This is a genomic window from Halomonas sp. N3-2A (assembly GCF_002216165.1).
Taxonomy (GTDB): domain Bacteria; phylum Pseudomonadota; class Gammaproteobacteria; order Pseudomonadales; family Halomonadaceae; genus Vreelandella.
Genome location: NZ_CP022286.1, coordinates 1,899,240 through 1,912,049, shown reverse-complemented (window position 1 = coordinate 1,912,049; position 12,810 = coordinate 1,899,240). Strand labels below are relative to the sequence as shown.

Here is a 12,810-nt window from a genome sequence, read left to right as displayed (position 1 = left end):
TATAGTCCAGGGTTTGAAAAAAATGAGTTTTTTCATACCTCATTCCCATTAAATATTTTTATTGTTACGAGGTTAATCGCATGGTTGCGTCACCACACCCCGCTGTGACCGCTGTCCGTGTTGTAAGTGTTTGTGCTGTTGTCGCTGTTTTAACTGGTTGTGCGGGCTCCGCCTCACGCCAGGGCATGGAGCCACCCGAGAATTATTTCTCAATGGCGCTGCCGGGATTGGCAGAAGGTGAAAACCTCGCAATGTCCCCGGTCAGTAACGCCACTGGCCAACTGCGTAGCCTTCAGACGCCGCCACCTACGATCATTCGGCAAGCACTTTTAGAGCAGCATCAGCGATGGGCGGGGACGCCGTACCGAATTGGCGGCACCTCGAAACAAGGCATTGATTGCTCTGCTCTGGTAAGAAATGTGTTTCGTGACACATTTAATTTAGAGCTGCCACGCTCTACCTATGATCAAGTACATGAGGGACGCCCGATCGACCGCCAAGAGCTGCAGGCGGGCGATCTGGTCTTCTTCCGCCCCCCAGGTCGATACAACCATGTGGGCATTTATGTAGGGGATGGCCGTTTTTTACACGCGTCCTCTTCCAAGGGAGTCATGATCTCTCGTTTGGATAACAGCTACTGGCAGCGCTACTATTGGCAGTCCCGGCGCGCGCTAGAGCCGACCAATTTAGCCCAGCTTAGTAACCGCTATATGCCGTAAATGTCTGCTATCAGTTTTGCTTAGTGTGGACATCATATGATCGAGGCTAGAACGCGCGCCTGGTGGCGCGCGACTGCGGCTCTTTGCCTAGGGTCGTTCCTTGTTTTTATCAACTTATATGTCCCGCAACCGCTGCTCCCCGGGCTGAAGGACACCTATGGGGTATCTACCTTAGGTGTTAGTTTTTTGATGTCCGCCTCCACGCTTTCCCTTGCTTTCGCGCTACTCGTATTTGGCCCCCTGTCTGATGCGATTGGCCGTGAGGCTATTATGCGCATCACGTTGCTCTTAGCAGGCGGTCTCTCCCTCGCATTGGCGTTTGCACCTACGTTCGAAAGCTTATTATTGCTGCGTTTACTGCAGGGTTTTGTGCTGGGCGGGTTGCCAGCCGTTGCGATTGCATGGATGGGGGATGAGTTTGAAAAGCCCGCTTTGCTCAGTGCGGTTGGTCTGTATATTGGGGCCAATTCGCTGGGCGGTATTAGCGGCCGAATTGTAGGCGGTGGGGCAGCGACCTTAGGTGGCTCCTCGGCGGCATTTTTAGCGGTAGGAATCATGACGGTAATCGGGTGCGCAGTTTTTTGGCGACTGCTACCCAATAGTCGAGCCTTTAAAGCCAAGCGTTTTAAATTTCGCCAAGCGGCCGGTGATCTGCTTGGGCATTTGCGCACGCCGGTGCTGTTGGCGGCTTATTGCCTGGGCGGAATTAACTTTCTTATTTTTATCAATCAGTACAGCTATATCACGTTCCGTTTGGCTGGTGAGCCTTATCAATTAGCGGCTAGCAGCTTGGGGCTGATTTTTCTGACCTATCTGGGGGGGACGCTTGGCTCTACGCTATCAGGCCGATTAGCCGGACGTTTTTCACCCGCGAGCTGCATGAGCGTGGGCATCTTAATTTTGATGCTAGGTACGGCGGTAACGCTGGCCAATTCTCTGCCGCTGATTATTGTTGGTCTCACCATTAACGCGTTTGGTTTTTTCTTAGCACACTCTCTGGCCTCTAGCTGGGTGGGTCGCTATGCACAAGGTGCTAGGGGCAGTGCCTCAGCGCTGTACTTGGTATTTTACTATCTCGGGGCAAGTATTGGTGGATTCTGGCTAGAGCCATTTTGGCGTTGGGCGCAGTGGCAGGGCGTAGCGGTGGGGTCTTGGCTGCTGCTTTGCGTCACGCTAATCATTAGCATTGGTTTATGGCGCTTCGAGCGTCGTGAACTGCGCTAAGCGTACCTTGGGCTAAATGGAGGCGTCGAGTACACAATCGCGCTAGCAGTGCTGCGTCATGGCTGATCACTAACACGCCAAGTTGGTGGCGGTCGGCAACTTTTCTTATTGCCTGCCATAGCTCCACTTGGGTGATGGGATCGAGCATGGTTGAGATTTCATCAGCGATCAGATAGCGCACACCCGGGGCTAACGCCCGCAATACGCATACCCGCTGTAATTCTCCGCCAGATAAGGTAGTTGGAAAACGCGATAGCCAATCAGGTTGGATGCCAAAGTCCTGCATTAATGATTCGGAAGGGCACCATGCCTCGCAGAGTACTTTCTTTACTCGCCAACGTGGGTTGACGGCAAGCTCCGGTGATTGCGGCAGCCACTGTACCGGCCGCAGTCCACGAGATAGTAATGGCTTATCGTCGCTATAAATCGCCCCCTGTTGTTGCCGCAGTAAGCCAGCCAAGAGTTTTCCCAGCGTAGATTTGCCTGCCCCTGAATCACCGCTTAGCCCCAGCCATTCTCCCCGTTCAAGTGATAGCGAAAGTTGCGTTAATAGAGGTGCTTGAGAACGGAAGCCAAAGGTGATTTTTTGCGCATCAAGCAATGGTTGGCTCCTTAGGCGGGTCGATGGCATCAGCATGGGTGGCGCTTTCGTTAGCACGCACCTGAGTACTAAAGGTGTTGTCGGGCAGAGCATTCCATAGTGCGCAGGCATAGGTGCTTTTAAGCTGTTCCCCATTGCCTTGAAAGGCAATGGCAGGGGTGGCTTCAATGCACTTTCCCTGGCGCAGTATCGTTACATGGTTGGCTATGGGTAACGCATGGCGCAAATCGTGGGTAATTAGCATGATGGCCTTCCCCTCAAGCGCGAGCGCCTTTAGAGAGGCCAATACACGATCGCGCTGTTGAGGGTCCAAACCTACGCTTGGTTCGTCGGCAATAATTAGGCTGGCGTTGCCGATTTGGGCCATGGCGGCTAAAACACGCCGCGCCATGCCGCCTGAAAGCTGGTGGGGGTATGCCCGCTGGGCGTGATGGTTGAGCTGATAATGATTGAGTGTGCGCTCTGCGCTGCGCCAAGCGACGGTTTTGCTTTGCCCTGCCCGGCGAGCCGCCCAACTGACTTGGCGTTGACTACTCGCGAGGGGGTCTAGGGCATTGAGCGATTGCGGAATGAGGGCCAGCTGGCGGCCTCTTAGCTGGCGCTGGCGCTCAGTGGTCAATGGCGTGTCTTTAAAAAATAGCTGGCCACTGGTTTTTGCCGCTTCCGGCAGTAACCCCATAATCGTATAGGCTAGCAGGCTTTTTCCGGCGCCGGATGCGCCAATGACGGCATGTACTTCACCGGGTTGTATGCTTAACGACAGGTTATCAACGCAGGTGGTCCACTCTCGTCGCCACCAGTGCTTGTAGTAGGGCAATTGCAGCGTCAGGTTTTCTATATTCAGCATGCTAGCTTCCTCCCGTTATAGAGCGCGACGCAATTGAACCGCTAAACGATCAATCGATAGCACCATCAGCAGTAGCCCTAGGCCTGGGAATACCCCTAACCACCAAAAGCCCCCGGTTAAGTAGCGCATGGCATCGGCGAGTAATACCCCGATAGCGGGTTGGGTTGGGTCTAAACCTACGCCCAGAAAAGTCAGTGCGGCTTCATGCAGAATGGCGTGAGGAAACAACAACAGTGCGCCAACAATGCACTGGGGAATTAAATGGGGGAGTAAGTGGTGTACTAAAATAAAACAGCGGCTTTTTCCTAGTGCCTGGGAAATAGCGACATAGGGGGCATGGCGTAGCGAAAAGAGCTCCGCTCGCAGTATCCTGGCTAAACTTGGCCAATGGGTAAGCGCCACGGCAATAATCACTGCCTGTGTACCACCACCTAAAGCAAAGGCTAACAGTAGTAGTAATATCAGATGCGGTACGCTTAGCAGCGTGTCAATCAGCAGGCTAACGAGCGCATCTAACGTGGTTGAAAGTGTCGCCAGCGTCGCAAGCGTTAACGCAATGAGTGTGCCGAGTAGCGCAGCGCTTAGTCCTACCCAAAAGCTGAGCCTTAACCCAGCCAGTGTTCGCGACCATAGCTCGCGTCCCAAAGCGTCGGTGCCTAGCCAATGGCTGGTGCTCGGTGGCATAAGGCGCGCATCAAACTGCATTTGTGCCGCGCTATGACCTGCCCACCATGGGCTACTAATCAGCAAAACTAACACTATGAGTAGAAGGCCAATATAGCCAGCGGCGGCTAAGCGTGGTTGGATCATTCTCATGGCTGTTCCTGTGCCATGCGTGGATCGATAAGTGGATACAGGCTATCTGCGATCAGATTGCCGACACTGACAAACAGCGCGGTAAACAGCGCTATCCCAAGCAGTAGGGGGACGTCACTACGTAGTCCTGCTTCAACAGTGGCTTGCCCAAGGCCGGGGTAGGCAAATACTTGCTCAATTAGTATTGAGCCGCCAAACAACTCTCCCAGCGAAGCAAAAGCGAGCGTTAGTGCCGGGAGGCTGGCATGACGTAGGCCATGACGCCAGGCGATATCTGATCGGCTGGCTCCCTGGGCAAAAGCGTGAAGGGCGATGTCGGAGTTCATCAGCGCTATCATGCGTGCGCGGGTGTGAAGGGTGATGGTGGCGATGCCTAGCAGGGCCAGTGTCATCATTGGGAGTACTAAGTGGTGCAATCGAGTCAGCATGCTAACGTCTTGGTTGAGTACGCCCACCGGCCCGGCGCAGCAGGTCGGGGTCCAGCCGAGATAAACGGAGAATAGCAGCACTGCCAGCATGCCAAGCCAAAAAGCAGGCGTTGAGGCGGTGACATAGGCGTAGCCACTAATCAGCCGGTCGAGTGGTGAGCCTTCTTTCGCACCGGCGATGACGCCCAGCGCAAAGCCAACAAGCAACGACATTAGCCAAGCGCTACCCAGCAAGATAAAAGAGCGTTGGAAACGCTGATTGATAACTTCGCTAACCGGTTGATTGTAGATATGACTCCAGCCTAACTCGCCACTTAGCAATTGGCTTAGCCAATGACCAAACTGAACGGCAGGCGAGGCATCAAAGCCCCACCTTTCTGCGATCAGGGCGCGCTGTTCGGGGCTTACCTGTGCCATTTGGGGGCCAAGATAGGCATCCACAGGGTCAATAGGCGAAAGCATGACTAACCCAAACGTCACCATCGCGACGCACAGCAATACCAATGCTAGCCGTACTAAACGGCTTGCCAATATCTTAATCAATCGCACGTCCAGCGCCATTCAAGCAGGTTGGCGGTAATCGGCCAGCCGTGGCCGTGAGGCGCAATGCCTAATTCCCCAAGGTCCAGGCAGGAATTGGCTGCATATACATGGGCTAGGTTAACCATCCATGCCCAGCTAGTATCGCCCCTAAAGCCATAGCCCGTATTGCCATCCCACTGGGCGGCTTGCCAGTGGCGGTTAGCTTCTTCTGCCCCTGCGGCCGCTTGAGCAGCTTCTAGGTGGCCATCCACCGTCGCGTTTGAGTAGTAGCCACTGTTATAGAAGCCAAACCCCGCGTGCTGGCTATGAAACAGGTAGTACACCTCTTGTGGGCTGTGGCTGCCAAAGCCGAAGACGATGGCGTCTTGGTGCAGTGCTTCACGCTGTATTTCGTCCCAGTGGCGGCCTGTCGGCTGCATCTCAATGCCCAGCGGGCGTACCATCTCGGCGCTTACCTGGGCGAGCAGTTGGCGAGTGGTGTCGCTGGCAGGGTAGGTCAAGCGAAAACGGGCGGGCTGGCCGTTTTTATAGCGTAGCCCGTCGGCATGGCGCTCCCAGCCTGCTGCATCGAGTAGCGCATTGGCACGGTCACTGTCGGGCGCTGCAAAGGCTTCGTCATCCAGGCTCCAGGGTAGCCCATCGGCTGGGCCAAAGGCGGGGCGTCCAAAACCATTAAGAGCGACGTCAACGAGGGTGTTTCGATCAAGGGCAAGATTAACCGCCCGGCGTATCGCACTATCGGCAGTAACATCGTTACCGATAGGCGCACCAGACGCGGCCTGCTCGCCTGCGGCAGGCTGCATAGGAAACAAAATACCTCGATTATCGACGCTTTCCATGACGATGCGCTGCATATGACTTGGCAGATTGGTGGCTAGTGCTGGTGGCACAGCGGCAAGGTCGAGCTGCCCAGCATGGGCCGCGCTTAACGTGGACTCTTCGCCAGTAAATACAAACACCAGTCGTTCAAAGGCCGGTATGGGGCCATGGAAATAGGGATTCCGCTCTACAATTAGTTGCTCACCCTCTTGCCATTCGACTAGCCGATAAGGGCCTGAGCCCAGCGGTTGTCTACCGTACCCTTCGCGATAACCGTTTTCTCTGTTAGCGTCAGGAACGATACCAAGCGTCATTAACTGATCGATGAAGGTAATCCGCGGCGCGTTTAAAGACAGTTCCACGGTCGTATTATCGATGGCGCTGGCGTTGTTCAGTGCGCTTAAATCGGCTCGGCCACCGGCTTGTTTTGCGGCATTAAAGGTGTAGGCAACATCCTTGGCAGTCAACGGTGTGCCGTCACTAAAGCGGGCATCATCGCGCAGAGTGAGTATCCAGGTGAGTCGGTCTTCTGACAGTGTCCACGCGGTAGCCAAACCGGCTTCGGGTGTAAGGTCACGTCCGCGGGTTAGCAACGTCGATTGAAAAAGCGGACTACCGTACTGGCCCCAGCCAAGCAGTGGGTCGAATCCCTGCTCGGGCTCTCCGCCGATTGCCAACACCAATTGCTCTTTGCTGATGGCGGGGGAGCTAAACGCGACGCACGTAGCCGCCAGACCCAGTAAGATAGTACGACGCATGAGGCACCCCAGAAACCAACCGTATGATGTTTTTACAATAACATCATACTATAAGGGCTGGAAGTCACGGCAGCACCGCGCTTGCGGCGTTAGTTTAGGAGAGAATATGCAACGGGTAACGGTAACGCTGGATGAGGAACTGCTGAGCGAGGTCGATGCATTGATGCATGCGCGCGGCTACCAAAACCGCTCAGAAGCGATACGCGATTTAACACGCAGTGGGTTAAAGCAGGCCAAAGAGGAGGTTGCGCCCGAAGCGCCGTGTATGGGCGCGCTTGTCTATGTGTACGATCATGCGGCGCGAGACTTATCGAAACGCTTAACCCGACACTCTCATGATCATCATGATCTAACGCTATCGACGCTTCATGTGCATATTAATCATGATAGCTGTCTGGAAGTGGCGTTATTAAAGGGGCAGGGTAGCGCGTTGAAGCAGTTTTCTGATGAAGTGACATCATCACGTAGCGTGCGCTATGGGCAGTTAGTGATTATCCCTGAGGAGTAAAGTGGGGGGGCGCTCATTAAAAAGGGCGGCCCAAGGCCGCCCCTATAAGCACGCGTTAAGCAACTTAGTGCTCTACGCCGCCTTCGCCGTGCACATGACCGTGCTCGACTTCTTCCTGGCTTGCTTCACGAACGGTTGCAATCTCAACGTCGAAGTTAAGATGTTGGCCAGCCAGCGGGTGGTTGCCATCAACTACAACTGTGTCGCCTTCAACTTTCTTGACGGTAACCATCAGCGGGCCGCCTTGAGTCTGGGCTTGGAACTGCATGCCCGGCTCAATGCTTTCAACGCCTTGGAACGCATCGCGAGGTACTTCTTGCATCAGCTGTTCTTGAACTTCACCGTAGCCCTCTTCTGGGGTTACTTTTACGTTCAGCTTATCGCCTTCGGCACGGCCTTCGAGCTCTTTTTCCAGACCCGGAATAATGTTGCCAGCGCCGTGTAGATACGTCAGCGGCTCACGGCCTTCGGAACTGTCTAGCACTTCACCTGCATCATTGGTCAGGGTGTAGTGGAACGCGACAACCGAGTTTTGCGCAATTTGCATTTAATAACCTTTCGGTGAGTGCATGTCCCAACATGGTAACGCGTGAGAGCTTGCTTGTCAGGGGGTAAACAGGCTTTTTCCTCCTCCCACTCCTTTGGCGCTATTGCGCCACGGGGTAACCGGGGATACCCTACGACAACTTCTTTTCCCCCTTTAGACAACATTCACTGGAGCTGGTTATGACGATCTTCTTGATTTGGGTTATCGCCTTTGTGCTAATTGCCTACTTTGCGAACAAACGCTGGGATAGCAGTATCAGTCAGGGGCTGGATAAAATGCTGCCTGAGGTATTAAAAACACATGGCGACAACCGCTATTTATGGGTGGCAGCATTAGCCGTGTTGGGTGCTACAACGTTGATTCGTCCAGTCGATATTCTTCTGGTCGTTATCCTGTTGACCATTATTGGTTTGGTAATCGCAAAGCTGGCAAGCTGGGCGAGCAATAAAGTAGCTCACTAACTTATGCCTTGTTAGCCATTAACGAAGGCGACAAAAATGCCCGACCAAGTAGGCTTGGTCGGGCATTTTTCTATTACGGCGCTACCTGTGTTACTGGCTAGGAAGCGTTTGGTAATACGAGCTTAGTAAGGAGCTACGCTTAAGTTAGCGCCGCTACCGATCAGGCGAACACGCTGGCCTGCTTGATATTGACGGTCTGCGCTTTGAACCACGATCACATCTGTGCCGTCGTCGCGACGAATTTCCATTTCCAACGCATTAATGCGGTTAGCGCGGTCTTCTGCTGCGGTACCGGCAATTGCGCCACCTAATGCGCCTGCAACGGTTGCTAGTTGACGACCAGAGCCACCACCAACTTGACTACCCAGCAGGCCGCCGATGACAGCACCGCCACCGCCGCCCAACAGGTTGCCTGTACGGCTGTCTGCCTGGATTTGTACAGGACGGACCGCCACGATGGTGCCATAGGTCACGCTTTGGCCTGTTTGCGCTTGATTGCCACGGTATACATCACCTGAATAAGGCGCAGTGTTGGCACAACCTGCCAGCGTGAGAATGCTCAATGCTGCAATAGGTAGTAAACGTTTCATTCAAACCTCCAGTGTGTCTTGACCCGCATGGCTGCTAAGCCGCAACGGGGGTAATACGTAAGCTAGTTATAGAACAGCGTTCGCCAAAGATAACCTAAGCGACTAGTTTTGACTAGCCATCAACAGGAAAGATCATGGATTAAAGTGTAGACAAGTATTAAGAAAGCAATGTGTAAAAGTGACTACGATGCTTGATCAGGAGAGGGATGTTGTAAGGCTAGCTTATAAAAAAAACAGGGAGCCTAAGCCCCCTGTTGTGTCGTGCTAATTAAATGATTAGCCGAACTGGTTCATGGTGTTGTCTTTACCACCGGCTTTAAGTGCCGCGTCGCCGTGGAAAAACTCTTTATGGTCGTCGCCAATATTAGAGCCAGCCATGTCCTGGTGTCTTACGGTAGCGATGCCTTGACGAATCTCCTGACGCTGTACCCCTGCGACGTAGGCCAGCATGCCTTCATCACCGAAGTAGCCTTTAGCCAGGTTGTCAGTCGATAGTGCCGCTGTGTGGTAAGTTGGCAGCGTGATCAGGTGATGGAAAATACCGGCTTCACGAGCGCCATCGCGTTGGAAGTTACGTGTCCACTCATCCGCTAGCTGACCAAGCTCAGTGTTGTCGTATTCAACACCCATTAGCTTGTCACGCTGGTAAGCGGAAACATCTTTGCCTTCTTTTTCCCAGGCATCAAATACTTGCTGGCGGAAGTTCAGCGTCCAGTTAAATGACGGTGAGTTGTTGTAAACCAGCTTGGCGTCGGGCACGACGGCGCGGATGCGGTTAACCATGCTGGCAATTTGGCCGACGTGGGGCTTCTCGGTCTCAATCCACAGCAGGTCAGCACCGTTTTGCAGGCTGGTGATACAGTCAAGCACAACGCGGTCTTCACCAGTGCCCGGTTTGAACTGGTAGAGGCCTGACGCTAAACGCTTCGGTTTAACCAGCTTACCGTTTTGTTTGATAACCACGTCACCATTATTGATGTCGCCAGCATTTTCGATGACATCGCCATCTAAGAAGCTGTTGTACTGGTCGCCTAGATCGCCAGGCTCGTTAGTCACTGCGATTTTCTGGGTTAAGCCTGCGCCTAGCGAGTCGGTACGCGCCACGATAACGCCATCTTCGATGCCGAGCTCAAGGAAGGCATAACGCACTGCATTGATTTTTGCCAGGAAGTCTTCGTGGGGAACGGTGACTTTACCATCCTGGTGGCCACACTGCTTCTCATCGGAAACTTGGTTTTCAAGCTGGATACAGCAAGCGCCCGCTTGGATGAATTTCTTGGCCAGCAGGTAAGTCGCTTCAGCGTTACCAAAACCTGCATCGATATCAGCAATGATCGGTACGATATGCGTCTCGTAGTTATCGATCTTGCTGATTAGCTCTTGCTCTTGAGCACTGTCGCCTGCTTCTTTGGCCTCATCCAGGGCGCGGAACAGGTGGTTAAGCTCCCAAGCATCTGCCTGCTTCAGGAAGGTGTACAGCTCTTCGATCAGATCAGCGACGGATGTTTTTTCATGCATGGACTGATCGGGCAGTGGGCCGAACTCGGAGCGTAAGGCGGCTACCATCCAGCCTGACAGGTAGAGGTAACTGCGCTTAGTCGTGCCAAAGTGCTTTTTAATGGAAATCAGTTTTTGTTGACCAATAAAACCGTGCCAGCACCCCAGAGACTGCGTGTACTTAGACGTGTCGGCGTCGTAGGCCGCCATATCGTCACGCATAATTTTTGCAGTGTAGCGTGCAATATCCAAACCGGTATGAAAACGGTTCTGAGCACGCATGCGTGCAGCGTATTCAGGTTTGATCGCTTCCCATTTGCCGCCTTGAGCTTCGCGCAGTTGGGCCATTGCTTTGATATCGTCGAGCAGTCCTGACATAAGCTGTTTCCTCCGGGGTCATGATAGCTATTTCGCAAGTTAGCTTATTCTTATGCTGCACCTGCGAAGATGTGTTCAGCATTATCGAAATTTAACGCGCTGTCTCTACGCCAATTGTCTCTGAGCAAAACGTCTCTTAGTCAAACGTCGCATCGGAGAGTGATCATTGTGGAGACGCTTATTTAAACGTCGGTTACAGCGTTTCCTGTTTGGCTAACTTCGATGTTGCGCCATAACGCTGCGGTGCAATAACTATCAACGAGAACGGCAGGTTCAACAATTGTCACTTGGGGGCAGAAGGGGTTGTAGTTCAACTACAGGAGCGTGCTGAAACGCTCTGTTTGTGTAGTCGTTTTTCGTCAGGTGGGCTGAAAATGGAGCAAAAAAAAGCGCCACATAGCAGTGGCGCTCTCATTGATTGATCACAATCGTAGTCAAAAAAAAGCAACTACAGCGTTAGCAGCATGTCCCGGTGAGGTATTCCGGCATCCATAAAAGTGCCACCATGCGCCACAAATCCCAAGCGCTGGTAAAAGGCGAGGGCGTGCAATTGAGCGCTCAGCGCTACATGGGTATGGCCTGCTTCTCGAGCAGCCTGAATGGCAGCTTCCATGAGTTGATAGCCAATGCCAGCGCCACGCGCGCTATCGAGTACCGCAACGCGCCCAATATGGCCGTCGGGCAGCAGTCGCGCAGTCCCCACTGGCTGATCCTCAAGATAGGCAATGAAGTGGCTGCACTCCTCGTCACGGCCATCCCACTCCTCCTCTTGAGGCACGCACTGCTCTTCGATAAACACCACGCGGCGGATTTTGGAAGCTATATCCTTTAGCGTACTCCAATCACCGTTAATAATGGTTGTCGTCGACACCGCTAGCTACTCCTCATCATCCTCTTCGCCCATAAAGCCTAGGCTTCCGGTGTTTACTAACTGTGTTATCAGCGCTGCTGCCCCATCAATGGCAAGTACGTCTTCATACATAGGCGATGGGTCGGCAAGCCGCTTGGCTAACTCAGTTGAACAGGAGTGTCCGTCGCCGTCGACAAAGAGCGTGGTGCCGTTGGCATCGCTTCGCCAAGCAACGCGGGAACCCGGCATATGAAACAGTGGTTCACCGTGTTGTAGTTGCGCAACAAGGTCAGCTTCCGTCATTGGCACTTCAAGGGGCGCTACTTGGTCAATGTATTTTGGTTGGGTCATGACGCGACCAAACCACTGGGCTATTTGCTCAGGATTGTCCAAGGTGGAGAGTACGAACTGGCGCATACGTTCAACGGCCGCATCATCTAGTTCACCCACTTGGCTTGCAGGAGACATGCCGGCATCGCTATAGCGGTGGGAGTCAGAGAGCTGCTCTCCTAGATAGTCAGCGTAGGATGTGATGGCTTCATCCGCTGAGGGTGCCCTAAACCCTACCGAAACAGTCATGCAGTCGTCGGTTTGACTAACGCCGTGGTGCGCCCAGCCAGGGGGGAGATACAGCATATCGCCCGGTGATAGCGTCCAGTCAGAGTCAGCTTCAATCTCAAAGGTTTCAAGAATACGTAGATCGATACCTTGGATAATGGGCGCGTTGTCTGGCTGCTTACCGCCTAGTTGCCAACGCCGGTGGCCGCTAGCCTGTAACAGGAAAACATCGTATTGGTCGATATGTGGGCCGACGCTACCACCGGGCGGCGCATAGCTGACCATGATGTCGTCCAACCGCCAACGGGGAAGGAAATCAAATTCATCCATTAGTGCGGCGATAGAGGGTATGTAGTGATCGACGGCTTGAACCAGGAGGCTCCAGTTGCCTTCCGGCAAGCGCTCAAAGGTTGCGTCGTCAAACGGGCCGTGGGAAACCTGCCAGGGACCATCAGGCCCGTTTTCTTCCACAAGGCGCGCTTCTACACCGGGTTCGCAGGCAAGCCCGGCTAGCTCATCGGGGTCGATGGGGCTAATAAAGTCGGGGATAGCGCCACGAATCAGCAGCGGCTTCTGCTGCCAGTAATTGGCCAAGAAGTCTTCGGGCGTTAAATCGCCCAGCAATGTGAGTGGCTTATCGTGTTGGCTCATGGCGTTATCCTAGTT

At 53.6% G+C, this 12,810-nt stretch carries 14 protein-coding genes; 4 read left to right on the top strand and 10 right to left on the bottom strand.

Features of this window, described 5'->3' with window-relative positions:
* Positions 1–80: 80 nt before the first annotated feature.
* On the top strand, positions 81–719 hold the full coding sequence (locus tag CEK60_RS09090; protein WP_089038740.1) for a C40 family peptidase: 639 nt from the start codon (positions 81–83) through the stop codon (positions 717–719).
* A 36-nt stretch (positions 720–755) separates the two neighbouring features.
* Positions 756–1,943, top strand: coding sequence for an MFS transporter (locus CEK60_RS09085; protein ID WP_089038739.1), 1,188 nt, complete (start codon positions 756–758; stop codon positions 1,941–1,943).
* Here the strand turns inward: CEK60_RS09085 and CEK60_RS09080 are convergent.
* Genes CEK60_RS09080 through CEK60_RS09060 form a run of 5 tightly spaced genes read right to left on the bottom strand, consistent with a single transcriptional unit; the run spans position 1,900 to position 6,755 of the window.
* Positions 1,900–2,544: an ABC transporter ATP-binding protein gene (locus tag CEK60_RS09080; protein WP_089038738.1), complete on the bottom strand. Its 645-nt coding sequence runs from the start codon at positions 2,542–2,544 to the stop codon at positions 1,900–1,902. The two genes, CEK60_RS09085 and CEK60_RS09080, sit on opposite strands and share 44 nt — an antisense overlap.
* Positions 2,537–3,391 carry an ATP-binding cassette domain-containing protein gene (locus tag CEK60_RS09075; protein ID WP_089038737.1) on the bottom strand — a complete coding sequence of 285 codons (855 nt, stop codon included), beginning with the start codon at positions 3,389–3,391 and terminating at the stop codon, positions 2,537–2,539. The genes CEK60_RS09080 and CEK60_RS09075 overlap by 8 nt, the downstream gene beginning before the upstream one ends.
* 15 nt (positions 3,392–3,406) lie before the next feature.
* A complete protein-coding gene (locus CEK60_RS09070) occupies positions 3,407–4,207 on the bottom strand; it encodes an ABC transporter permease (protein WP_089038736.1) in 801 nt (266 codons plus the stop codon).
* Positions 4,204–5,184, bottom strand: a complete 981-nt coding sequence (locus CEK60_RS09065) for an ABC transporter permease (protein WP_232471493.1) — start codon at positions 5,182–5,184, stop codon at positions 4,204–4,206. The genes CEK60_RS09070 and CEK60_RS09065 overlap by 4 nt, the downstream gene beginning before the upstream one ends.
* Positions 5,175–6,755, bottom strand: a complete 1,581-nt coding sequence (locus tag CEK60_RS09060) for an ABC transporter substrate-binding protein (RefSeq protein WP_089038734.1) — start codon at positions 6,753–6,755, stop codon at positions 5,175–5,177. Before CEK60_RS09060 ends, CEK60_RS09065 begins: the two co-directional genes overlap by 10 nt.
* A gap of 106 nt (positions 6,756–6,861) precedes the next feature.
* On the opposite strand from CEK60_RS09060, the gene nikR reads away from it, so the two are divergent.
* Entirely contained in the window at positions 6,862–7,263 is a 402-nt protein-coding gene (gene nikR, locus CEK60_RS09055) for a nickel-responsive transcriptional regulator NikR (RefSeq protein ID WP_038482498.1), read from the top strand.
* Positions 7,264–7,327: 64 nt separating this feature from the next.
* Here the strand turns inward: nikR and CEK60_RS09050 are convergent, their stop codons facing one another.
* The gene (locus tag CEK60_RS09050; RefSeq protein WP_009722554.1) at positions 7,328–7,810 is read right to left on the bottom strand and encodes an FKBP-type peptidyl-prolyl cis-trans isomerase; all 483 of its coding nucleotides are present in this window, start codon (positions 7,808–7,810) and stop codon (positions 7,328–7,330) included.
* Between the two features lie 179 nt (positions 7,811–7,989).
* On the opposite strand from CEK60_RS09050, the gene CEK60_RS09045 reads away from it, so the two are divergent.
* A complete protein-coding gene (locus CEK60_RS09045) occupies positions 7,990–8,271 on the top strand; it encodes a hypothetical protein (RefSeq protein ID WP_089038733.1) in 282 nt (93 codons plus the stop codon).
* A gap of 122 nt (positions 8,272–8,393) precedes the next feature.
* On the opposite strand, the gene CEK60_RS09040 is transcribed toward CEK60_RS09045, so the two are convergent.
* From CEK60_RS09040 to CEK60_RS09025, 4 genes are all read right to left on the bottom strand, one after another.
* Positions 8,394–8,861, bottom strand: coding sequence for a glycine zipper 2TM domain-containing protein (locus tag CEK60_RS09040; protein ID WP_030070161.1), 468 nt, complete (start codon positions 8,859–8,861; stop codon positions 8,394–8,396).
* Between the two features lie 276 nt (positions 8,862–9,137).
* Positions 9,138–10,736 carry an isocitrate lyase gene (locus tag CEK60_RS09035; RefSeq protein ID WP_038482507.1) on the bottom strand — a complete coding sequence of 533 codons (1,599 nt, stop codon included), beginning with the start codon at positions 10,734–10,736 and terminating at the stop codon, positions 9,138–9,140.
* Between the two features lie 448 nt (positions 10,737–11,184).
* Complete coding sequence (locus CEK60_RS09030) at positions 11,185–11,607, bottom strand: GNAT family N-acetyltransferase (protein ID WP_089038732.1); 423 nt, start codon at positions 11,605–11,607, stop codon at positions 11,185–11,187.
* A gap of 6 nt (positions 11,608–11,613) precedes the next feature.
* Positions 11,614–12,795 carry a cupin domain-containing protein gene (locus tag CEK60_RS09025; RefSeq protein WP_089038731.1) on the bottom strand — a complete coding sequence of 394 codons (1,182 nt, stop codon included), beginning with the start codon at positions 12,793–12,795 and terminating at the stop codon, positions 11,614–11,616.
* Positions 12,796–12,810: the final 15 nt, after the last annotated feature.